Source organism: Methylobacterium sp. AC690 (assembly GCF_979256535.1).
On the sequence record NZ_CEEDOX010000008.1, the window covers coordinates 103,775 to 125,131 of the forward strand.

A 21,357-nucleotide genomic window follows, 5' to 3' on the forward strand; every position below is an offset into this window, starting at 1 on the left:
CGATTGTCGGGCCGAAGGCAGGATCCATGGTATGAGACTACTCATTCTGCATTGAAAGTCTGTCCGCCATGGATGTCGTTCTCACGCCCGAAGGATCCGCCGGCGGAAAGTGGACGTTAAAAGACCGCCTTGGTCGGAACCTTGGCAGCATTATCAAACCTGAAGACGCCAGCGACTTCCAGATCCAGCCTGACGCGTTGGGCCTACTCAAAAGTGTGAAACGGCGGCATCCGTCTCTCAATGAGGCCATGTCCGCCATCGCAAGCGTCACGAATAGCGCTTGTACACTTGATAGTCGAGACTGGGATTAGCGCCGAAAACCTTGGCAATCCGCTCCACACCCGACGCAACAACCAAGAGACTGCACCGGCCATGATCGAGTTCTTTGACCGAGCCGGGCGAGAAGCCGCATACTGTCACGATGGGCATTCCATCTACCTTTGGAACGGTAAGCCTGCCGCCTTCATCCACGATGACAAGGTTTACGCTTATGGCGGCCGCTTCATCGGTTGGGCGGATCGGGGCTGGATCTCGGATGAGAGTGGAGAGTGTCTTTTATTCGAGCGCGATGCCGTTGGTGGCCCACAAAAACCGAGCCGTCTGACAAAGACGACGCCAGGGCCGAGAGGCACCAAGCCACAGCGCGGCGAACGACTTCCTACGCCGACGGGCCAAGCTAACCTTACGAGTTGGTCAGAATACGTGTTCTCTGACCTGATCTGAGGGGATAGGGCGTCGTCCCTGTGCAGGCTCGAAAACCGATGTCACCAGATGAGAGCACTCATCTCGCGCGCGCGCCAGGCGAGTGCTCCTATTTGCCGATTGTAGGGTCCGTAGGCCCCAACTCAGCATCCGTCCGGTCAAGGTTGTATGCGACGGCGGGACTAGCTCGCCGGTAGATGTGTTATCCTGCCGGTATGACGAAGCCCTTTGCGCACCCCTTCACGATCCATATCGCACCGGCCAAGCAGCCGCGCAGCATGTTCGTATGGAGTATTGGCCGACGCGGGATGGTTCAGGAGTCTGCGACCGTCACCTACGCTACCCCTGAAGAAGCTCGGTTGGCTGGTAAAATAGTCCTCGATCGGACGATTGCAGCCTGGCAGGATTCACATGCGACGGATCTAAGCGGCCGCCGAGAGATCGAAGGGTGTAATCGGCTGAGTGGTAAGCCGCTCCAGCGGGCTGATCCTTGCTCAGTGATCTGCCACGTAGCAAACACCCCACCGATATGCGGGCCTGCCTGCTCGCCGAGCCATCGCACATCGCCCCCGCTCTGAAGAGCACAGAGGCGGCTATGATCACTCGGCCAAGAGCGATCTCGTTCACGATTGACAGAAATCCGGCCAGCTACCGCTTCAGCGGCTTTCGTCAGAAGGCGGCGCTCATGATTGACCAGCATCTTGTCTTTCCGAAGAAGACGCGCGGTACGAATACGCATTTCCTACGTAGAACCTTAACCATAAGGCGGCTCTGATTGGCAACCTGATCTGCTTATCTTGCGGATTTTGCCCGTATTATTGAGCAGTCACAGCACCGCAACCCGCGCACGATGGTCGGGTACATTCCGAGCTCAAACGCCTTCAAAGATCATTAGGAAGCAGGCTTGTGTAAGCAGACACTTTCTACTGCGACCGCCGCAGCTAGCCTGATCAAAAAATTTGTAGGCAGCTAGTGTATCTGAGGATATCTGTAGACAATCTTCTGCACATTTCCATCGAGTATCTCGGCGGATGTTGGCTGAACTCCCAGGGACTTTTCGTCGACACACTTCTGAGCATGAATTTTTGCTGAGTCTAGATCACCGGTCCAAGGTATTGAACCTAAGGCATTTTTTTCACGACGAACAATTATCCGGAACATTTTGAATCTCCAAAAACACAGGCGTGATGTACACGAAAGTGAAGGAGCTGGACACGATAAAATAATTTAATATTTAAATTAAATCACCTGCCGGAAATATTGTTGAGGCCAGTCCGTGAAGGAGGCGTTTTCGGCGCAGGGCTTCCGAAGGACATGCTTGGGACTGCCTGAACGAAACGGCTGCGCTTCCCTCAGCATCGGTTCAGTAGTTGGGGCTCAGCCTTTGGTTTCGCCGGTCAGCCAAGGCTGAGGTCGGACGCCAACAGGGTTCAGGTCATGATGCGCGTGAAGGTGCTCGGAATAGCTGCTGTGATCGCTTCCGGTCTCGGCTTGGCGAGTTCGGCCCAGGCAGCTTCCCTCTCGTTCAACTCCTTCGAGCAGACCCGCAATGACGGTGTGGTCGAGTATGTAGCTGGAGGCTGCGGCCCTGGCTTCCATCCCAATCCATGGGGCCGCTGCCGGCCGAATGACCGTGGCTATGGCTACGGGGACTATGGCTACGGTGGTCCCAGGCGGTTCTACGAGGGACGGCCCTACGGCTACGGAGAGGGCTATCGACGCCGTGGTGGCTACGAGTACGACCGTCCGCAGCGGTTCTACGACGGCTACTGAGGACATCGGCGAGGTGTCCGGTCGTGCGGGGACGGATCATGAAAGCGGGGTCGTGCACGCGAGATGTCTGCTTGATGCATGAGTGCCAAACGGCACGGCGTTCCGGCTAAGAGGGGCCTAGATCAAGATCACTGAACAAGTCACGGCCAGCCGCCATTCGACGGAGACCGCGCAAACCCAAGTGGATTGTGCCATGAACACTCGCATTACTTCTGCTGTTGCTGCTGTCGTCCTGAGCGTTAGCGCGATAGCTTCGCCCGCTCTGGCCCAGAGCTACACTGCTCCCGCTGGCATCGCTGCCGTGGCAGCGCCTGGTGGCCTTGAGGGCCGCAGCTACGACGACACTACGACCGGATCGATCCGAACCGTGCGTGGCCATGACTCGGCCCAGGAAGGCAACGCCAACCAGCCGAGCTTCCTCGTCCAGCAGTATGGCCAGACCTCCGGCGGCACGGCTCGCTAAGTCCTCAAACGATTGAGACGACCGACGGCGGGGCAAAAGCCTCGCCGTTTTCGTATCGAGGGTCATGCGGCTTTCCCTCTGCCACGCCACGTTTCAGCGGCTTTATGCGCGAGGGTCACGGCCTCTTCGATCCAGGCTGCGTCGGCGTTGGTGACACGTACCAACCCCTCTAACGCCTTGAGGCGATCACGCTCGGCCTTGGTCAGGAAGCGACCTCCGAACGCCTTCGGAATTGTCCAGTCGAGGGTGAGGGCGTAGCCAGCGGCGCGGCTCCACGGCTCGACCCGCTGTGTGTCCCACAGGCGCATCCCCGGCCGGCTGCAGGGCGCGGAAGGATCACTGTCCTTGGAGGCGGACGGCGGCGAGGAGCGTTTCGGCGCAGCCGCCATGCTGCTTCTAAATGGCGAGGCTTCGATGGCCTCCGCGAGAGCGTACCAGTCCAACCCCGCTACGGTGAGTGTCCGGCCGATTGCATGGGCCGTCGCGACCACCTCTCCATCATGCTCGCTGGCAAGGCGGGGCAAGAGCTTGGCGAGGCGGTCCAAGGTAGCGGCCGGGATCTTGGGGGAAGCCATACGATCCTCTCAGGCTGAACCGGCAAGGCGGGCGAAGCTGACAAGGATCTGGAGCCGGTCGGTCGGTACGAGGCAGTTCAGGGCGACGCTGGCGGGCTCCAGAGCCATCGGGTCGGTCTCAGCTCAGGCTAGGACGTCTCTCGGATGCGAAAGAGTATTCCGGGAGCAGGTTCCGTCTGTTGGCCTGCGTGCAGTCTTACGGTCTACACGATAGAGAAGCAGGCGACCGCCTAACGGCGCGAGGTCGCCGCCGCAATAATCACCCGCTCACGCAGAGTCTGACTTTAAGGACGACCCATGCTTCGCCCCTCCTGGAGCGACTAATGAATCAGCACCACAGCACCGCGCGAACCCCATCAAGCGGACCTAGAAAGAACGGAGAACGCTTAGAAGTCCATCCCGCCCATACCGCCACCCATACCGCCGCCTGGCATCTGCGGAGCCTCCTTCCGCGGGGCCTCGGAGATCATAGCCTCGGTCGTGATAAGAAGCCCAGCGACCGACGCTGCCCCTTGCAAGGCAGCTCGGACAACCTTGGCCGGGTCGACAATGCCAGCTTGAAGCATGTCGACGTACTCCTCCGTCTGAGCGTTGAAGCCATACGTCGCAGACGAGTTTGCCAGGATCTTTCCGACCACGATCGAGCCTTCGACGCCTGAGTTCTGCGAAATCTGGCGGATCGGAGCTTCAAGTGCCTTCAGCACGATTTTGATGCCGGCCTGAACGTCTGGGTTGTCGTTCTTCAACCCCTCTGCCGCGGCCTTTGCACGAAGGAGAGCGACGCCGCCGCCGGGCACAATGCCTTCTTCAACCGCAGCGCGCGTCGCATGAAGCGCGTCGTCAACGCGGTCCTTCTTCTCCTTGACCTCGACCTCAGTCGAGCCCCCGACGCGGATGACCGCAACACCACCGGCGAGCTTGGCTTGACGCTCCTGGAGCTTCTCACGGTCGTAGTCCGAGGTAGTCTCCTCGATCTGCGCTTTGATCTGCGCCACACGTGCTTCGATGTCGGCCTTGTCGCCCGATCCATCGATGATCGTGGTGGTCTCCTTATCGATACGCACCCGTTTGGCGTGACCCAGCATCTCAAGGGTGACGTTCTCCAGTTTGATGCCGAGGTCCTCGGCGATCATCTGACCCTTGGTCAGCAGGGCAATATCCTCAAGCATGGCCTTACGGCGATCGCCGAAGCCTGGTGCCTTGACAGCCGCGACTTTGAGGCCGCCGCGCAGCTTGTTCACGACGAGCGTGGCAAGCGCCTCACCCTCGATGTCCTCGGCGATGATGACGAGCGGCTTACCCGTCTGAACCACGGCTTCAAGGATCGGGAGCAGCGCCTGGAGCGAACCGAGCTTCTTCTCGTGGATGAGGATGTAAGGGTCCTCGAGATCGGCCAGCATCTTCTCCGCATTCGTGATGAAGTACGGGGAGAGGTAGCCGCGATCGAACTGCATGCCTTCGACCACATCGAGCTCGGTCTCGGCCGTCTTCGCCTCCTCGACGGTAATGACCCCTTCCTTGCCGACCTTCTCCATGGCGTGGGCGATCATCTCGCCGATTTCCTTGTCGCCATTGGCCGAGATAGTGCCGACCTGGGCGATCTCGGCGGAGGAGGCCACCTTGCGGGCACGCTCACCAATATCCTTCACGACCGCCGCAACAGCGAGGTCGATGCCGCGCTTCAGGTCCATCGGGTTCATGCCGGCGGCCACGTACTTCACACCCTCGCGGACGATGGAGGCAGCCAACACGGTTGCCGTCGTCGTGCCGTCGCCGGCGATGTCGCTCGACTTCGAGGCCACTTCACGCACCATTTGGGCGCCCATGTTCTCGAACTTGTCGGCGAGCTCAATCTCCTTGGCGACGGTGACGCCATCCTTGGTGATGCGCGGCGCGCCGAAAGACTTCTCAATCACAACGTTGCGGCCCTTAGGCCCGAGCGTCACCTTTACGGCACTGGCAAGAAGCTCGACACCGCGCAGCATCTTCTCGCGGGCATCGGCAGAAAAACGAACGTCTTTGGCAGCCATGGGAAAAGTCACTTCAATGTTAGCTTGGCCCCGAGGCACACCACATCGGGCGCCTCAAGGGGCAGCGTTGGCAGATCGCGCGCGGGTGTATGGCCCTTAGGCGACGACGCCCATGATGTCGGATTCCTTCATGATCAGGAGGTCCTGACCGTCGAGCTTGACCTCGGTGCCGGACCACTTGCCGAACAGGACGCGATCACCCGCCTTGACGTCCAGCGGGTTGACGCGACCGGCTTCGTCACGGGCGCCAGGGCCGACGGCGACGATCTCGCCCTCCTGCGGCTTCTCCTTAGCATTGTCCGGGATGATGATGCCGCCCTTGGTCTTCTCTTCGCCTTCAATGCGGCGGACGACGACACGGTCGTGCAAGGGGCGAAAGTTCATGGTTGAGTTCCAATCTCCCTGCCGATGATGTCGGACCGGTACGGTCAAATCATCGCAAGGAAGGCGGCTGCAGAAAGATTCACAGCCGCCCTGCACGAGACGTGCTTAGCACTCAATGAGTGAGAGTGCTAATGCGCTGCAGCCCGGGATGTGGAGCGGCTCAGGGATACAGCGACACCTGGTGAGATAGACGGCTCGCCTCAGCGTTTTACACAAGACCTGTAGCTTGTTTGAAAAGTAGCTTATCTTCTCGCTTTAGCTTTGCGAGCCGCGTAGCGGGTGTCCCGCGCGAGCTTCTGCTCCACCTTTTCTGCGGCTTGGCGCTCGGTTTTTTCGATTGCTTGACGAGCTATCTCAACGGCAGCGCGCTCTTGCGCGGCAGCGGCCTCCCGCACGCGGTCAGCCTCTGTCGAAAGGCGCAAAGCCTCACGATCTGCTGCCCGGATCTCACGGGCTTCCGAGATAGCTTCACGCGCAGATTGTCTAGCGACAACTGCCGGGTCATCAGTTGCAGGTCGCGCACGAAAACGAGCTAAGGTTTCTTGACGTGCCGTCTCCGCGGTTTGAAGGCGACCAGATAAAGGGTCTTTTTCGAAATGGCTCACACATATTCCTTGCGCGATTGGCTAAATCGCTGAGGGCAGAAACAATAAAAGCCGCTTCCAACACGACGACCGACTAGCGCTTGTTGGCTGCCTTCACGGCGTTGCCGACGACGTCCTTGGTGGAGGGGGCTGACGCGTTCGTCTTTGTGGTTTCCTTTTTCGGCTTCTTGCTCTCGCGGTTTCCGCGCTTGCTCTCTTGGGCCATGTCGGTCTCCTGTGCGCCTACGGGCGCGGCACTCGTGAATGTCGGTCTGCCTTCCCGGAAGGATCAGACCCTTCCGGGGCCTTCCGCTCCGACTAGGCGAGGACGAGTTCGGCTTGGGACACGGCGCGCTCGCCGGACGCCGACTTGATGCGGTAGCAGGGATTTCCGCCGCGATCCTCGGGCATCAGGCGGATCACCTCGTAGGTGTCGCCCCGCGCGTTGCGATCCGATGCCTCGCTGGCGCGGGACTGACGGACGCGCTGACCGAGCTTGAACTGGTGGGACATGGTGGTTGGTCCTTCCGCTGGACGCGGTGGGAAGGCGGTGCCTTCCACTCGACACAGGTCCAACCCCTCGCACGGGTCAGGCTCTGGGGCGGCCCCGCCCCCTTCAAGATGGGACTTCTTCGTGTCGGGTGTAAGGGCTAACGGCGCCTCGGCGGCGCAATAGTAGCCGTATCCTCAACCTGCGGAGCCGGCTGAACCAATGATACAACGGACTGCCGGATAGAAAAATCACCCCGCCAAGACATTAGTCTTATCAAATTGCCTGTCTGATATCCGATCGTTTTCTTGGCATACTGTATGTATGCATCCGACGCATCCAGGAGCACTCAGAGCTTCAACGGCGGTCTTCGCCGCCGTGGAGTAGCTTCTTAATCGCCTCAGCTCCCTTAGCTGTCGCTGTAGCCCTCGAAGTGGGTGCTGGGGCGGCCCGCGTCGATGGAGTGGTCGGAGTCGGTGCCGGGGCTGCGGTGGGTGAGAACGGGTTGGCCGTTGGGCTCGCCGGAGTGTCTGCCGGCGCACCGCACTCAGCCTTCCGGAAGTCATTCCATTTCTGTCCGTTCAGGGTCCCGCCCTACTTGGCGGCCTGGTACTTCACGGAGCAGTCCTTGGTCGACAAGGCTGACGCCGGCGTCGCGAACGAACCCGCGAAGGCGAGCAAGGCAACGGACAAGGCAAGGCGGGCCATGGCAGACAGTCCTCTGATACGATGAATGGATGGCTGGCCCTAGCTCTGGATAGCCTGCTCCGCATCAACGGACGCTCATGCAGAATGACGCGGTGACGCACACGGCGCAATGCAGAGGGACGTTCGCTCAGCCGCCGAAATCTGGCTCTTCATCACCTCCGGCACGAACCTGGTCTGCTGCGTCGCTGAACAGGTCAGCCACGGCGCCCGCTTTCAGATCGCGCATGCGCTGCAGGACGTCGGGATCGGCGCCTTCGATATTAATGCCTTGGATCTGGTTGGCGAAGGCGGCGCCTAGCGCCTCAACATTTTCGGCCGAGATCCCTTCCTGACCGAACACCATGGGGGCCATGGTCAGCACCAACGCGCGCAGGGCCGACACCTCGGCCCGCAGTTCAGCCAGATCGCTCGCCATCGTCATCTCTCCGCCTATCGTGCGTCAGGCTATTCCCATCCAGAAGCACAGCCTACCGAATGGCGCTTGATCGCTACGGAGCATTCGGGGGGCCGCTGGTGCTTTCGCGAAGGTATCACCCCATGAGGAGGACGCCTCAGCCAGCAGCCGCCTAAACGCTCGTTCCGAGCACCTTGCAAACATCTTTCGCTGCGGATGAACAGCTCTGGGCCATGAACATCCCTTCCCGCCGCCAACGTTCGACAAGGCAGGAACGTGCCAGTTCAGGCTCAACTCAGGGGCAGATCTCTGGGACGGTCGCGCGGCATACCGGTAAAGCCCTCCAGCCAAGCCTCACGTTCTTCGGAGCCGGCGGGGTAGGGACAGCATTCACGCTTGCGACCATGGGCACGGGCGTGGGCACCTTGGTTGATCGGATCGGACTGGGATCTCGGGTGCTCGGACATGGGTGATGCCCTCCAAAACCCGCCAACCTCGTTCGCGGTCGAGTTGATCCGAGGCGTAAGTGCCTTGCGGAGCCGAGGAGCGCCCTATGGCTTCATCATGCCGCGTTTGTAGCGGTCCGAATTGGAAGCCGACCCCTTAGTCCCGCCCCGTTCGTAGCCGATCCTATGCCGGCAGTGGCGAAGGGATGAACGCCCCTAACGCTTCAGCCTGGTGGAGGGAGCAACGCGCTTGATCAACGTCTTAGCAGCCATCGTATCGGTCTTCGTGGTTTTGGTAACGGGCGCTTTGCTGAAGGTGGCGCTCCTGCCCTTCCGGCTTGTTCGCGGGCTTCTGCGCCGCCGACTCGCTCCAACCTAGGGGAGGTGCTTCGCGACCAAAGCACCGAGCCACAGCAATGCGACCAGGATCAGCACCGCCCAAACGGCGATCATGATCGTTGCGGCCCGGATGCCCAGGAGCGCCGAGTGCTCCGGTGGGCTTCTGCCTACCTGTGGGATGATCTTCGGCTCGTCACGCATCGCATGCCCGCCTGTGCTTGCCATCCAGTAGGGGGGCGCACAGCGCGAACCACTCACCGACGACAATCAAAAGCAGTACCACGCATGGCTGCGCCGGTCCTGCCTATCTGAGGGATGTCGGAGATCGCCCTACCGATGGGCAAAACTCTGCCGTTCCGGCAGCTTCTTGGAGGGTTTTGCCGGCAAATTCGTACCCAGAGTTATGCCCTTATCCGTTGGATGCATCGCTTTGCACCCTATGGCCTTCGGCTGTGCCCTTCCCTCGGAAGACAATGCGAAACCGTTTCGCTTCTGGCCGGCACCACGGCGCATCCACGCCTGCCACTCGCGGCTGATGATGCGGAGAAGGTTGGGACTGTTCTTCCGGCCCTCGTGGCGGCGCTCCTCGATCGTCAGCAGCCCGTCACCCTCGGCGAGGGCCGACAGATTGCAGGAGAAGGCCCGCGAAGGAGGCGAGGCACGAGCGGATTACGACGCGACCCAGCAGGCCACCGAGGACAAGACGGTGCGCCTCAAGGCCCTTCGGCTCGCCAAGGAGCAGGCTGACAAGGAGGCCGCCAAGAAGGTGGTCAAGAAGGCAGCCAAGAAGAGGTAGCTCGGTCTTGCGTGCTTCGATGCAGGGGCGCCCCAAGCCGAAATAGAGGTGTTGCGAGCTAAAATTGCCTGTCTGCGGATTATACCGCCAAGGTTGGGTTAAACTTGTGTTAGGGATGTGAACACCCCCTTTGGCCGGCTGCCATCGTATCGGCGCCCGAGGGGATGTCCTTCATCAGAGACGGAGCCCAGATGAAGTTGATCGTCACCGGCCGGCAGAACGACAGCGACGTGTCGTTCCAGCGCTCGTCTCTCGACAAAGCGTTGCAGAAGGCGCGCGATCTAGAAGCCGAGGGATTTGACGGTGTCAGCATCAGCGACATCACTGGCCGGTCCTATGGACCGGCTGAGTTCGACGACTGCTTCGTGCGGTCGCCAGCATGACCACCGCTGACTACGGTCTCCGGGAGCGGGCCGAGATAAGGGCTGCTAAGAAACAAGAACGAGCAGAGACAGTGGCCGCCGAGCTAGTGGAGCAGGCGCGTAAGGGAGGGGAAGCACGAGCAGCTTATGACGCTGCTCGGCAAGCCACCGAGGACAAGACGGTGCGCCTCAAGGCCCTTCGGCTCGCAAAGGAGAAGGCAGCCTAAGAAGCGCTGATCCAAGCTTGCGGGTCCCTGTGCGTTACTGCCGGGCTCCCACCCATTAATGGGGGGCGCGTGATGGCTCAAACTGGTCAGGTTCACCCAGGATAAGCGTTGGGAAATGCCTGCGTACAGGCCCATATGATCTCCATGATCATCTTCACTCCCAATCCCCATTCCCTGCGGGTCACACCGTCTGCAACGGAGCCTGGTCGGTTCGACTGGGCGATCTGGAGAGACAAGGAGGTGGTGCAGCGGTCAGTGCGCTCTTTTGGCTCTGAAGGAGCCTCGGAAGCAGCCGGTGACACAGCCCTTCGGGCGGTCACTGCGATCTGGCAGACTGCGAAGTAGCAGAGCGCAGCTCTCTCGTGGGGGAGCCGAATATACAGCTCTCACAATGTCAGGTGTGGAGATCGGCTTTCATCTGGGAACCAGAGAGGCTGATCCGCCGCTTGAAGGGGGATCGGGCCTTGCCATGATCTGGCCGGGCGTAGGTCTGACGCGATTGCGCGTAGATGGCCTCACCGAGAGGCCCTTCCGCTCCCGACAGAGCGGCCATCGTACAAGTGGCTCCTACCTGTAGACCCAGCTCATGCGTGTGACTGCGACCGTAGAGGTAGGCTGCCAAGCGAGCCCGTATGTTCTCGGGAATGTCAGCGATAAGGAGCAGCATCTTGTCCGCGTCGGCGCGATAGACACGCCCTAGCAGATCGAGCGAGACAGGACAGGCTTCGGTCTCATGGTAGATCGGACGATCCGAGATCACGACGGCACCTGCCTTCCGGTAAAACGCAGGCTGGTCAGGAGATAGTTAACCAAACGTAACCGACACAGGGAACGAGCAATTGCCCTGGGGTGTGACACAGGACTGGGGCAACTATGGGCGCGGGCATGACTTGTCACAGCCTACATGGACGACAGCGATTTATGTCGGCCTAAACGAAAGTGCCCTGTGAAATACCTTGTTCTCGCCAGCGTCGCCCTGTTCGCCACTGCTCCTGCCTATGCGCAAACTGGTCCGCTGCGCCAGCCCGGCACTGCTATCGTCACCCAGGAGCCGAACAGCACTGGCAACGATCGAGACATTGTCGTTTCGCGGGGCGCCACGGGTGCCGACACGGCAACCTCCGACTCGGCTGCAGGCGGCAATGCGAACAAGCCTGAGCAGGCTGTTCCGAACGGCAGCGCTGGTGGTGGGAGCGGCGGCAGCAATTAAATAGGGACCGCTTCAGATCGGTTTATCCAGCTGGCGTTTCTACAGGAAAGACATTTACCCGCCTGGCTACGGTCATGGCGGGTTTTTGTTTCAGCGTGCGAACCCACCCTCACCCACAGCATGGCGCGAACGATGGAAGGGTCATACAGCCCTCGTGCGCCCTTCGGCTTTCAGCACAGCGTCCTCGCTGCGATAGCTGATCCGGCCGCACGAGCCGTGTCCCCCGACAGGCGCTTCTTGCCCGCCTCCAGGAACTCCTTGGACCAGCCGTAGTACATCGAGGCGGCGATCCCCTCGCGTCGGCACAATTCGGCGATGCTGTCCTCGCCACGCAAGCCTTCCAGCACCACGCGGATCTTCTCCTCGGAGAAGAACTGCCGACGGACTTGTCGCAAACCTTGCCTTAAGCCGCGGCAGAGGCCGGATCTGCCGCGTTTTCAGGTTTTGTTAACCGTCGAAAGTCCGAAGCAGAACCCGAGCAACTGGTTCTGCTCGCGGACGGTCCACGCGCCGGCAAAGCCAAAGCCCTTGCGCAGCCAGAGCATGGCCTCGAAGCCGCAGATCGTGCGGCGCGCTGTGTTGAACGAGCGGAAGCCGCCCACCCGCGGCATCGGCTGCTTCACCCGGAAGTGGTCGCTTTCGATGCCCTGCTGTAGGTGCTTCGTGACGTAGTGGAGTGGGATGCGGGGCAGCAGGCCCACCTTGCGGCTCTCAGCGATGGTCGGCGGGTAGGTGCTGGCGCCATCTGTGCCGATCCGGTCAGGGGCGAGAAGCGGCTGATCCGCCAACATCTTACGGAAGAACCGCTTGGCCGCGTCGAGGTCTCGCCGGGCGGTCAGCAAGAAGTCGACGGGGTTCCCGTTCTTATCGATGGCGCGGTAGAGGTAGCGCCACTCACCCCGCACCTTGATGTATGTCTCGTCGATCCGGAGCGACCCGCAGTGCGGCTTGCGGAACTGGCGTAGCCGCTTCTCGATCAACGGTGCGTAGGCGAGCACCCACCGGTTCAGGGTGGAGTGGTCCACCTCCAGGCCGCGCTCCAGGAACAGCTCCTCGATGTCGCGGTAGCTAAGCGGGTAGCGCAAGTACCAAGAAACCGCTTGCACGATCAGGGCGGCCTCGTAGTGCCGACCCTTGAAGTCGCCCTTGGCGCGCTGCTTGAGCTTGGCGGCGATGGCGGACAGGATCATAGGGGGCCTCCGAAAACGGAGGCGCCATGCAGGCCGTATAGTCAACGCGGGGTAAACGCCGACGCGATCGCGTTTGCGACATGTGTGGACGGCCCCTGCGGTGCAAGTGGAAAGTGGTGCCGCCCGGTCGGGGTGCAGTCATGTGTCCGGCCTGTTGACGCGGCGCTGATGACCGCTGGCCCTGATGAAGTCCGCGATTGAGGTCCCTATCAGGCCCACGCGCTATGATGCGCTTGTCGCAAGGCGGGCTCTCCTCAATCCCGGCTCGACCGGTTCGTCATCACCTCTCAGCACTCGGCACCCCCGCAGCCGGCGAGACAGCCGGCAGACGGGATCTCATCAGACGGCGGGCGCTCTGTAGACTTCGCCGCGCATCATCACCGCCCAGGCGATCCGGGCGGTCTTGTTGGCCAGAGCCACCGACACGACCCGGGCGGGCTTGCGCTCCAAAAGCCGCTTAGCCCAGGCTCGGCCGGGATTGTCCTGGCGTGCCACCCGAATCACCGCCGTGGCCCCCACCACGAGCAGCCGGCGGATCATGCCGTCACCCTGCTTGCTGATGCGTCCGAGCCGCTCTTTGCCGCCGCTGCTATGCGGTTGTGGCGTTAGACCGAGCCAAGCCGCAAACTGCCGGCCGGAGCGGAACAGGCCGGGGTCGGGCACGGCCGCCGCGATGGCACTCGCGGTGATCGGCCCAATGCCTGGGATCGTCAGCAGGCGGCGGCTCGCAGCGTCGTTGCGGCACCAAGCCACGATCTCGGTCTCGGCCTTTTTGACTTCCTCGGCGACCGCTTCGATCTGACCGATGAGGCGCCGGATCGCGGATCGGGCCAACTCTGGCAGGTCGGCCTGCTCGGTCCTGAACTGCGCGATGGCGCTCGTCACGCCGGCAGCACCCTGGGCTGCCACGATGCCGAACTCAGCCAGGTGACCGCGCAGGGCATTGATCAGCATGGTCCGCTGCCGGACGAGCAGATCGCGCACCTTGTGCAGCATCAGCACCGCCTGCTGATCCCGCGTCTTGACGGCGACGAAGCGCATGGTCGGGCGTTGGACGGCTTCAGCGATCGCCTCCGCATCAGCCGCATCGGTCTTGCCGCGCTTCACGTAGGCCTTCACGTAAGCTGGCGGCATCAGCTTGACGGTATGGCCGAACTTCGTCAGCTCGCGCCCCCAGTGATGCGCGGTCGCGCAGGCTTCCATGCCGACCAAGCAGGGAGAGAGTTTAGCGAAGAAGGCTAGGACCTCAGCCCGGCGCAACGACCGCCGCACGAGGACCTTGCCCTGCGCATCGATGCCGTGGACTTGGAAGACGTTCTTCGCCAGATCGAGGCCGATGGTGCTAACCTGTGCCATGGACGGCTCCTGTCGATGAGATCCAACGGACCTCATCCTGGCACAGCGATGCCGTAGCGGGGGCCGTCCACCCCATCAGGCCCCTCTGGCAATGGGTGAAGGCGCAGATCGGAGCGACGCATGTCTAAGAAGCCCCGCCCCTCGATTAACGACCAGCTAGCCCAGATCGCAGCAAAAGGACCACCTACAAACAACGCTGTCACGTTGCCACGTGACAGCGTGGAAACGTTGGAACGTGGGTCCTGACAACGTGGTGGCTGGCCGGGCTGTTGCTCATGATACCTCTGAAGAGGAGCGGGATGGCTATAAGCGGCGGGTGCGTTTCGAGAAGCCGCATGCGTCCGTCTACGCCCACCCGAAGGTCTTCAAGGCGCTGCGTGAGATCGCGGCGGCTCAGGACTGCAAGCCACACGACCTCTACCTCGAAGGGCTTCGCCTCGTGTTGCGTGCCCACGGCCGGGACTTCGATGCACTAAACCGTGGAGAATAGCCAGTTGTCACGTGACAACGTGGCATCGTGGGGAAATCCGTAGGCGGTGAGCGGAAGAGACGATCATGGACGAGTTTACTGTCAGGGTGTCCGCAGCACGTACAAGATGCCATCAATGACTGCGCGCAGTGGCCGGCGCCACGGGCGGCCTGTGCTGGACGGCGCCGGTAGAAACGGCGCAAGCACCGCCCACTCGGCATCATTGAGGCTGGTTGCGTAGGGCAGGCTCTCGCACGCAAGCTCGGCGCGGGCAGCGGGCGTCCACATTGGGGTTCCTGGGTGAGGGTCAGACACTCTCCCAACCCCCACGATGCCCGCCGCTCACCCAACAGCTAAGCTGTTCAGCCCGTTATGAAACGGGGTCTCAGCAGTCATTAAAGTATTTCAGAAATGATCCTAATATCGTGCTAGAAGAAATCCCGGTTCGTATAGCGACCGGGCGAAAAATTATTCATGACGTCAGTCTGCATTATAGCCGTACAGGCCAGCGGTTTCGCTGAGATCTTGGTTCCTGCGCATCCTAGGCCGCCAGGGATCACCGAACCTGCCGATATGTCCAGCGGACGGCAGCTTCTAATACTGCAAGCGTACATCCGGAACCGATTTCAGCGCTTTGTAGTGGTTGCTGATGACATTGCCAGTGTATTCAAAGGTCCCCTCACGCTTGACAGCCTCGACTTCTTGGGAGGCCTCTACAAGGCCTATGACGGGCTTGTTGATGAGGATCAATCAATGACAGTCTTCAGCAATCCAATGTGCATCGCCTTCGGGGTTGGAAGCGAAAGCCTTTCAAAGCGGGTTAGGAACACGATAAGGCGCAACGCTCCGTACAATGGTCAGTGGACACCTTGCGGAATGAAGATAGTACTGGGAGAAAATCGAGCGGGGCACTAAGGTCGAAGCCACTTCATCGTTCCCTAGGCACGATCCCCTCGTCAATCCGAAGCGTCTCATCCATTACCGAGTGGTCACTGCCGATAGAGCGACACGCTACGTTCTAGCGCGCGGTCTTATCACTCTCGATCATGCCGGCCGCCCGATACGAGGAAGCGGTGTCCTGATCGACATCACTCAGAACCGGCTGGATGAGGCTGCTTCCGCTCAATCTGTCCACCCGCTGAAACGCGCCGCCGAGCATTGTCTTGCAGCGCATAAAGCCCTCCAAGACCTGCCTGGAACGCTTCTCCATTAGATGAGCGCCATGCTGCTGCTGGAGGTTGGACGTCGCCTATCAAGGCTAGAAAGCGATCAGCGCCGGGCGCGAATGAACTGACCCACGAGAACAGATTGTTCTCAAAAGTTTTCCTCGCTATCGAAGTCCTGCAGGAGTAGCATTACGGCATCGGCGCTATTGGTTGGAGTAGGTCAATGACCCCCCTCGATGCCAAACGTCTAGAAATCTCTGAGTTAATTGCGGCTGAGTTGGGCTTTGATGATCTCGACGGGATGGATACTGCAGACCGCGCGATGGTCGACCAACACACCGACGACGCAATCGCGAGCTGTGCAGCGTATCTTACCAATCCTGCTGATGGCGAAAACTCCAATATCAGGTTGCGACAGTTATTAAAGCAGCACCTATCTCTCTCCAACATGCAAATTACGCAAGACAATAACCATCACATCTAGCTCGGGATCGGAGAAGCGTGATGGTACAGGCACCAGGCAACTTCAAAGAATTTTTCGATGCCTACGTACTGGAGGAGTGGGCTCATTCAGCAGCCGGTTCATCTCGCAATCTTGGGTATGAACACGCGTTGCCTGCATTAAGCCCGGAGCACTGGCAAATGGTGCTAACGAGCGTCACCGCACGCATGCAGATGCGAAGCACTTTGCCGTCGCCTGGATGGAAGACTGCCCTTGCGCACCATGTTGGGCGCCCGGCAAACTGACCCTGCTCATACAGGCGCCCCTTGGACCCACCTCAGCTGCGACCGCCGGCCAATAGCTCAGCGCGATACCTGGTAGTTTAGATCCCAGACCGTTCTCTCCATCTGGGCTCGTTCCTCGGGTTCGAGAGCCGTGACGAACGAAAGTGAGGGGACGCCGATGCAAAATTCACTAGATGATACCCTGGGTTCTACCAGAGTCGCCGCACGCGGCTTTCTAGCTGATCTGCGTGAACACGCAGATCACGCGGGGTCGCCCGGATGGGTCAGCATCCCCACTCTGGTCCATCGCATCGCCGAGGAGGCCACTCGAACAGCAGGAGATTGGCCAACTCGCTCAGGCCGACACCGCTTCCTTGTGGAGCTAGCAGGCGAGGCGCGAAGCGAATGGATGGTGCAGCGCGAACCGGCCGGCCTTCGAGCACAGTTCTATGACGCCCTGCACAGACGCATCACCGAGATGGCAGACGCCGAGCGCGCCTGACACACCAATGCCAGGCGATCCTGCTCCGATATTAATCGAACAATGCGGCGGCTGTTGGCGGAACATCGTGCACCGCGGTACAGAGCGAGGTCATCCCCTCGAAGGATGATGCGTGAGCCTGTTCCCATGCCGATCAAGCGGCCAGTCAGATTGGGAGGTCTCCGCGTCAGGTGCGAGCTATGACAAATCCTCCGGTCGATAGTGGCGGCCTTCCGTCTCTGCCAGCGGTTTGGCTGCAAACCGCGGAGGGGATAGCGAAGCATTCGCTGGGATACGCCTCCATCGCTGAGGTGCCTCCTGAACACCGCAGCCGCGTTCTGGATCTGACGAGTGTAGGAATGGTGGCGCTCGGCGTCGAGCCGCCGCCTGGCTGGCAGGCGGCTCTGGCGAAACAGTGTGGCTGGGACAATTCCTGACGTCGGACTGTCGCCGATAGTTCGCTAAGTTGTCACGCGGCTTCCAGTTTCGGTGGCAATCTCATCAGCAAGCAATTGGTCTAATTCGCTATCGGCGTTCTAGACCCGTCTGCGGTTCACAGGTCAGACTGGGAGCGGTGCTACTTACCTCGAATGCACAAGCCATCACGGAAGCGGTACTCGTGATCTTGCTTCCGTAGGTACGTATGCGCAGTCGAAGGCTGGCAAGTACAGGCGATAGCCAGAGATCCGAAGAAGCTGGCACCCTGACGCTTCGATGAAGGTGAGGGAGGACAGCCCTACAGGCTCCCTCCACAGCGCCCAATGCCGCTCAGCCGAGATGCCGAAGCGTGCATGGCAGAGCGAATGGCGCCACGCCGATCAAAGGGCAAGCGTCACGTAGTAAAATGCGCTACGAGAAAATCTCAAATAAATTGATGGAGCTAATATGGACGAGGCCTCGTACGCTCTCATGGTCAATTTGACTGCGCAAATGGAAACTATGCGGACCGCAATGATTCAACTTGCAAGCAACCATATCCGGTCGCTACCTATCTCGATGAAAGAGAGCGCCTTGGTGGAATTGCAAGATGCTATGAGTGAAATACCGATGCCAAAAAGTCCCTCACTGGAAGGTGAGGACACCTTCCATAAAAACGTTCGATCTGTCGTTCCAGGGCATGCTCAGTTGTTTGTGCAAGAGCTTCGGCGGGAGCTTTCTAAGACGAACTAATATCGGAAGGAATCATTCTCAGCCCAACCTTAATCATGAATTAAGCTGAGTTGGCGACCTGCGACTCGGATTGCGTACCCGAGCGCGCCACATCGGAGGTATGATCCACTGAAATAAGGAGCTTTAAAAATGAGCGACGAAGTCAAAAGACTACAAATCCCCCTAGAGAACGCAACAAGTGCTCCGATCATCTTCCTGGATGAGGCGCCGGTCTTCGGTATGCACGGGGCAGTAGGCCACGTCGCACTTACTGCGGTCATCCAAGACGAAGACGGACAAGGAGGCGTGACTGCGAGGCGGGTCGTTGTCGCCCATCTACGCGGCACAGTGGAGGCCTTTGCGTCACTTCGTAATGCGATCAACGGAATGGAATTGATCCTCACAGGACCAGCGCGACCTGAGGGACCGACGAATTAATTGGCATTAGCGAGGTGCTGGCAGGCTTGGGCGTGATTATAGCGGAAAGCCTCGCCGTACCGGCTGGCGGTCGTCCTGGGGCATTCTGGAGCACATAGGAGCCGATGAAGTCTGCCAAGCGCACTCACATATTCGAGCGATGAGCGAGCCGAGCGCCACTTACCCTTACGTTTTAGAAGTTCAGCCGAACCCACACGCCAAAGGAAGTTGGCAATGGGCTATTCGGCAAAACAATAAGCTTATTCAACGATCGGATCGCGCGGCGAACTCCGAATCAACCGCACGCGCGCGGGGGTTAGAGCAAATCGAGAAGTTGATCCACGGCGCATATGACGAGCGGCGGTGAAACGCTCAAGGCTGCGTGAAACACATAGCGCAAGAGTGTCGGAAAAACGATCGGATACCCGACAACATAGCAAATAGGACGAATGTCTTGTTTGAATGGTTTTCTGCCGGTCTGCTTTTATCGGGAGAGGCATCAGAGCGGACGTCGCGATCCCCGCCCGCTCACGACCCTTCTGCGACCTTGAGAGTGTCCGCTTCCGGCCTGTCCAATCTTTCTGCGCCGTTTAGCTTCGCTCGAACTTGTCCTATGGAAGACGGTTGTGAGGAAGCCGCTCTTTTCCAGGATAGCGATGAAACGTGACGTGCTGCTGGAACTGAACGATCAGCTCCACGAGGCCACTGGCATTGCCGCGATGACGTTCATCGCTTCTGAGGTGGTCGGCCGCGCTCTGGACGTCACCAGCGCCGGATACGGCACGATGGATGCCGATATGGATGGCTTCGTCATCGAGCGGAATTGGTCCGCCCCGGGTATCCCCGGCATCGCGGGCCGCTATCGGATGCAGGATTTTGGGCACTACAGCCCGGATTTGCAACTCGGTCGCGACGTTGTCATTTCCGATGTTCGGTTGGACCCACGAACCGTAGAAACTGCCGCCGCTCTGGAAGGGGCTGGCGGACGGGCCTTCGTCAACATCCCGGTCATGGAACGCGGCCGCATGGTCGCCGTGTTCTTCGTCCTCAGTACGACACCGCGACTGTGGACGACCGAGGAACTCGCATTCATCCGCGAAGTGGCAGACCGGACGCGATCGGCGGTCGAGCGCCGAAGAGCGGAGGAAGATCTGCGAGCTATGGCGGCCTCACTGGAGCGGCAGGTGGCCGAGCGCACGGCGGACCGCAACCAGCTATGGCAGCTCTCCTCCGACATCATGCTCCGCTGCGGCTTCGACGGTGGCATCATCGCCGTCAACCCGGCCTGGGCCGACGTGCTCGGCTGGTCAGAGCGGGAACTTCTCGGCAGGACGATCTTCGACTTCATTCACCCCGACGACTTGGAGCACACGGTCAGGGGGGCGCAGTCGTCGTCAGAGGGACACGGGTTCGCGCGCTTCGACAACCGCTACCGCCACAGGGACGGCAGCTATCGCTGGATCAGCTGGTCAACCCGTCCCGACGCCGGGGTCATCAACGCCGTAGGCCGGGACTTCACCGTCGAGCGTGAGCGTGCCGACGCCTTAGCGGCCGCCGAGGAGGCCTTGCGCCAGTCCCAGAAGATGGAGGCGGTCGGCCAGCTCACGGGCGGGCTGGCGCACGACTTCAACAATCTCTTGGCGGGTATCTCCGGCTCGCTGGAGATGATGCAGAACCGCATGAGCCAGGGACGGTTCAACGATGTCGAACGCTACATGGTAGCCGCGCAGGGCGCCTCGAAGCGCGCCGCCGCGCTAACCCACCGCCTGCTCGCGTTCTCCCGCCGCCAGACGCTCGACCCCAAGCCGACCAATGTGAACCGGCTGATCAACGGCATGGAGGATCTGATCCAGCGCACGATCGGCCCGACCATCCATCTGGAGACGGTCGGCGCCGCCAGCCTGTGGCCCGCGCTAGTGGACCCGTCGCAGCTTGAGAACGTACTACTGAACCTGTGCATCAACGCCCGGGACGCGATGCCGGACGGAGGCCGCATCACCGTCGAGACCGCCAACAAGTGGCTGGACCGACCGGCAGCGCAGAAGCACGCTATCCCGGAAGGCCAGTACCTTTCGATGTGTGTGACTGACACCGGCACCGGGATGCCGCCGGAGGTGATCGCCCGCGTGTTCGAGCCGTTCTTCACCACCAAGCCGATCGGCGAGGGCACCGGGCTTGGTCTGTCGATGATCTACGGGTTCGCACAGCAGTCCGACGGGCAGGTGCGCGTCTACTCGGAGGTCGGCGAGGGCACGACCGTGTGCATCTACCTGCCGCGCCACTTCGGCGAGGGAGAAGTGGACGAAGCGACGGAGAAGGCGCTGGCCCTCCCGCGCGCCGAGCAAGGCGAGACGGTGCTGATCGTGGACGACGAGCCGACCGTGCGCATGCTGGTCACCGACATCCTGGAGGACCTCGGCTACACCGCGATCGAGGCAGGCGACAGCGCGGCCGGGCTGAAGGTCCTGCAATCGGACGTGCGCATCGATCTACTGGTCACGGACGTGGGCCTGCCCGGCGGCATGAATGGACGGCAGATGGCCGACGCGGCCCGTGTGTCGCGACCAGACCTCAAAGTGCTGTTCATCACCGGCTACGCGGAGAACTCGGTGCTCGGCAACGGACACCTCGCTCACGGCATGGCGGTTCTGACCAAGCCGTTCGCGGTCGAGGCGATGGCCGCGCGCATCCGGGAAATGATCGCGTCCTGATCCGGCGCACCTGTGTCGTGATCTACTTCTCTCCCAGCCCATCACAATCGCAGCCCGGAGCCCCGTAAGACGACCCTATGCAAACGACCGCTTTCGGGCGTTGAGCAAACTACCACTCCCCACCCCAGGCAGAAATTGACTGCCGGCGGACGAATGGCCGCTTTTGGGAAGCCCCGACGACTGCTCGTACGGCTGGATTGGGTCGGAAG

20 protein-coding genes and 2 pseudogenes are annotated in these 21,357 nt (G+C 60.6%); 8 read left to right on the forward strand and 14 right to left on the reverse strand.

All coding sequences use genetic code 11. The annotated features are described in order from the left end of the window. Nucleotides 1-372 precede the first annotated feature (372 nt). On the forward strand, nt 373-723 hold the full coding sequence (locus tag AC0IY1_RS11285; RefSeq protein WP_471769577.1) for a 4-fold beta flower protein: 351 nt from the start codon (nt 373-375) through the stop codon (nt 721-723). A 1,416-nt stretch (nt 724-2,139) separates the two neighbouring features. Further along, the gene (locus AC0IY1_RS11290) at nt 2,140-2,475 is read left to right on the forward strand and encodes a GCG_CRPN prefix-to-repeats domain-containing protein (protein WP_103712511.1); all 336 of its coding nucleotides are present in this window, start codon (nt 2,140-2,142) and stop codon (nt 2,473-2,475) included. 525 nt (nt 2,476-3,000) lie between these two features. On the opposite strand, the gene AC0IY1_RS11295 is transcribed toward AC0IY1_RS11290, so the two are convergent. The 9 genes from AC0IY1_RS11295 to AC0IY1_RS11335 form a co-directional block, all read right to left on the reverse strand. Continuing rightward, nucleotides 3,001-3,513, reverse strand: a complete 513-nt coding sequence (locus tag AC0IY1_RS11295; RefSeq protein WP_471769579.1) for a hypothetical protein — start codon at nt 3,511-3,513, stop codon at nt 3,001-3,003. A gap of 386 nt (nt 3,514-3,899) precedes the next feature. Further along, nucleotides 3,900-5,543 carry a chaperonin GroEL gene (gene groL / locus AC0IY1_RS11300; RefSeq protein ID WP_471769581.1) on the reverse strand — a complete coding sequence of 548 codons (1,644 nt, stop codon included), beginning with the start codon at nt 5,541-5,543 and terminating at the stop codon, nt 3,900-3,902. A 96-nt stretch (nt 5,544-5,639) separates the two neighbouring features. Then, on the reverse strand, nt 5,640-5,927 hold the full coding sequence (groES, locus tag AC0IY1_RS11305) for a co-chaperone GroES (protein WP_471769583.1): 288 nt from the start codon (nt 5,925-5,927) through the stop codon (nt 5,640-5,642). Nucleotides 5,928-6,169: 242 nt separating this feature from the next. After that, complete coding sequence (locus tag AC0IY1_RS11310) at nt 6,170-6,532, reverse strand: DUF6481 family protein (protein WP_103712506.1); 363 nt, start codon at nt 6,530-6,532, stop codon at nt 6,170-6,172. Between the two features lie 73 nt (nt 6,533-6,605). Then, entirely contained in the window at nt 6,606-6,737 is a 132-nt protein-coding gene (locus AC0IY1_RS11315; protein ID WP_280952021.1) for a hypothetical protein, read from the reverse strand. A 92-nt stretch (nt 6,738-6,829) separates the two neighbouring features. Further along, complete coding sequence (locus AC0IY1_RS11320; RefSeq protein ID WP_471769585.1) at nt 6,830-7,024, reverse strand: hypothetical protein; 195 nt, start codon at nt 7,022-7,024, stop codon at nt 6,830-6,832. Between the two features lie 812 nt (nt 7,025-7,836). Next, entirely contained in the window at nt 7,837-8,124 is a 288-nt protein-coding gene (locus AC0IY1_RS11325; protein ID WP_146056532.1) for a hypothetical protein, read from the reverse strand. Between the two features lie 269 nt (nt 8,125-8,393). Beyond that, nucleotides 8,394-8,570 (reverse strand): ribosome modulation factor, encoded by a 177-nt coding sequence (locus AC0IY1_RS11330; protein ID WP_471769587.1) that lies wholly within the window; start codon nt 8,568-8,570, stop codon nt 8,394-8,396. A gap of 354 nt (nt 8,571-8,924) precedes the next feature. Beyond that, the gene (locus AC0IY1_RS11335; protein WP_156375749.1) at nt 8,925-9,089 is read right to left on the reverse strand and encodes a hypothetical protein; all 165 of its coding nucleotides are present in this window, start codon (nt 9,087-9,089) and stop codon (nt 8,925-8,927) included. Nucleotides 9,090-9,516: 427 nt separating this feature from the next. Between AC0IY1_RS11335 and AC0IY1_RS11340 the strand changes: the two genes are divergently transcribed. The 3 genes from AC0IY1_RS11340 to AC0IY1_RS11350 all read left to right on the forward strand — a co-directional run bounded on the left by AC0IY1_RS11340 (nt 9,517) and on the right by AC0IY1_RS11350 (nt 11,483). After that, the gene (locus AC0IY1_RS11340) at nt 9,517-9,684 is read left to right on the forward strand and encodes a hypothetical protein (protein WP_471769589.1); all 168 of its coding nucleotides are present in this window, start codon (nt 9,517-9,519) and stop codon (nt 9,682-9,684) included. Between the two features lie 191 nt (nt 9,685-9,875). Beyond that, nucleotides 9,876-10,067, forward strand: coding sequence for a hypothetical protein (locus AC0IY1_RS11345; RefSeq protein ID WP_146056531.1), 192 nt, complete (start codon nt 9,876-9,878; stop codon nt 10,065-10,067). Nucleotides 10,068-11,219: 1,152 nt separating this feature from the next. Beyond that, nucleotides 11,220-11,483, forward strand: coding sequence for a hypothetical protein (locus tag AC0IY1_RS11350; protein ID WP_103712460.1), 264 nt, complete (start codon nt 11,220-11,222; stop codon nt 11,481-11,483). Nucleotides 11,484-11,686: 203 nt separating this feature from the next. Here the strand turns inward: AC0IY1_RS11350 and AC0IY1_RS11355 are convergent. The 3 genes and pseudogenes from AC0IY1_RS11355 to AC0IY1_RS11365 form a co-directional block, all read right to left on the reverse strand. After that, nucleotides 11,687-11,878 (reverse strand): annotated as a pseudogene (locus AC0IY1_RS11355) (transposase); the annotation flags it as partial. 42 nt (nt 11,879-11,920) lie between these two features. After that, the gene (locus AC0IY1_RS11360; protein ID WP_471769591.1) at nt 11,921-12,673 is read right to left on the reverse strand and encodes an IS6 family transposase; all 753 of its coding nucleotides are present in this window, start codon (nt 12,671-12,673) and stop codon (nt 11,921-11,923) included. Between the two features lie 339 nt (nt 12,674-13,012). Further along, the gene (locus AC0IY1_RS11365) at nt 13,013-14,029 is read right to left on the reverse strand and encodes an IS110 family RNA-guided transposase (protein WP_471769593.1); all 1,017 of its coding nucleotides are present in this window, start codon (nt 14,027-14,029) and stop codon (nt 13,013-13,015) included. Nucleotides 14,030-14,264: 235 nt separating this feature from the next. On the opposite strand from AC0IY1_RS11365, the gene AC0IY1_RS11370 reads away from it, so the two are divergent. After that, a complete protein-coding gene (locus AC0IY1_RS11370; protein ID WP_471769595.1) occupies nt 14,265-14,519 on the forward strand; it encodes a hypothetical protein in 255 nt (84 codons plus the stop codon). An 87-nt stretch (nt 14,520-14,606) separates the two neighbouring features. On the opposite strand, the pseudogene AC0IY1_RS11375 reads toward AC0IY1_RS11370, so the two are convergent. Together AC0IY1_RS11375 and AC0IY1_RS11380 are read right to left on the reverse strand one after the other, a co-directional pair. Beyond that, nucleotides 14,607-14,786, reverse strand: a pseudogene (locus AC0IY1_RS11375) (transposase); the annotation flags it as partial. Between the two features lie 730 nt (nt 14,787-15,516). Further along, a complete protein-coding gene (locus tag AC0IY1_RS11380) occupies nt 15,517-15,708 on the reverse strand; it encodes a hypothetical protein (protein WP_471769597.1) in 192 nt (63 codons plus the stop codon). Between the two features lie 179 nt (nt 15,709-15,887). Between AC0IY1_RS11380 and AC0IY1_RS11385 the strand changes: the two genes are divergently transcribed. Together AC0IY1_RS11385 and AC0IY1_RS11390 are read left to right on the forward strand one after the other, a co-directional pair. Beyond that, nucleotides 15,888-16,148, forward strand: coding sequence for a hypothetical protein (locus AC0IY1_RS11385; protein ID WP_471769599.1), 261 nt, complete (start codon nt 15,888-15,890; stop codon nt 16,146-16,148). A 2,945-nt stretch (nt 16,149-19,093) separates the two neighbouring features. Next, nucleotides 19,094-21,148 (forward strand): ATP-binding protein, encoded by a 2,055-nt coding sequence (locus AC0IY1_RS11390; protein WP_471769601.1) that lies wholly within the window; start codon nt 19,094-19,096, stop codon nt 21,146-21,148. Nucleotides 21,149-21,357: the final 209 nt, after the last annotated feature.

What these genes read in the sequence shown, in the direction of transcription:
- AC0IY1_RS11285 (WP_471769577.1), top strand. Translation starts at nt 373, where the DNA reads ATGATCGAGTTCTTTGACCGAGCCGGGCGAGAAGCCGCATACTGTCAC.
- AC0IY1_RS11290 (WP_103712511.1), top strand. Translation starts at nt 2,140, where the DNA reads ATGATGCGCGTGAAGGTGCTCGGAATAGCTGCTGTGATCGCTTCCGGT.
- AC0IY1_RS11295 (WP_471769579.1), bottom strand. Translation starts at nt 3,513, where the DNA reads ATGGCTTCCCCCAAGATCCCGGCCGCTACCTTGGACCGCCTCGCCAAG.
- groL (WP_471769581.1), bottom strand. Translation starts at nt 5,543, where the DNA reads ATGGCTGCCAAAGACGTTCGTTTTTCTGCCGATGCCCGCGAGAAGATG.
- groES (WP_471769583.1), bottom strand. Translation starts at nt 5,927, where the DNA reads ATGAACTTTCGCCCCTTGCACGACCGTGTCGTCGTCCGCCGCATTGAA.
- AC0IY1_RS11315 (WP_280952021.1), bottom strand. Translation starts at nt 6,737, where the DNA reads ATGGCCCAAGAGAGCAAGCGCGGAAACCGCGAGAGCAAGAAGCCGAAA.
- AC0IY1_RS11320 (WP_471769585.1), bottom strand. Translation starts at nt 7,024, where the DNA reads ATGTCCCACCAGTTCAAGCTCGGTCAGCGCGTCCGTCAGTCCCGCGCC.
- AC0IY1_RS11325 (WP_146056532.1), bottom strand. Translation starts at nt 8,124, where the DNA reads ATGGCGAGCGATCTGGCTGAACTGCGGGCCGAGGTGTCGGCCCTGCGC.
- AC0IY1_RS11330 (WP_471769587.1), bottom strand. Translation starts at nt 8,570, where the DNA reads ATGTCCGAGCACCCGAGATCCCAGTCCGATCCGATCAACCAAGGTGCC.
- AC0IY1_RS11335 (WP_156375749.1), bottom strand. Translation starts at nt 9,089, where the DNA reads ATGCGTGACGAGCCGAAGATCATCCCACAGGTAGGCAGAAGCCCACCG.
- AC0IY1_RS11345 (WP_146056531.1), top strand. Translation starts at nt 9,876, where the DNA reads ATGAAGTTGATCGTCACCGGCCGGCAGAACGACAGCGACGTGTCGTTC.
- AC0IY1_RS11360 (WP_471769591.1), bottom strand. Translation starts at nt 12,673, where the DNA reads ATGATCCTGTCCGCCATCGCCGCCAAGCTCAAGCAGCGCGCCAAGGGC.
- AC0IY1_RS11365 (WP_471769593.1), bottom strand. Translation starts at nt 14,029, where the DNA reads ATGGCACAGGTTAGCACCATCGGCCTCGATCTGGCGAAGAACGTCTTC.
- AC0IY1_RS11380 (WP_471769597.1), bottom strand. Translation starts at nt 15,708, where the DNA reads ATGGAGAAGCGTTCCAGGCAGGTCTTGGAGGGCTTTATGCGCTGCAAG.
- AC0IY1_RS11385 (WP_471769599.1), top strand. Translation starts at nt 15,888, where the DNA reads ATGACCCCCCTCGATGCCAAACGTCTAGAAATCTCTGAGTTAATTGCG.
- AC0IY1_RS11390 (WP_471769601.1), top strand. Translation starts at nt 19,094, where the DNA reads ATGAAACGTGACGTGCTGCTGGAACTGAACGATCAGCTCCACGAGGCC.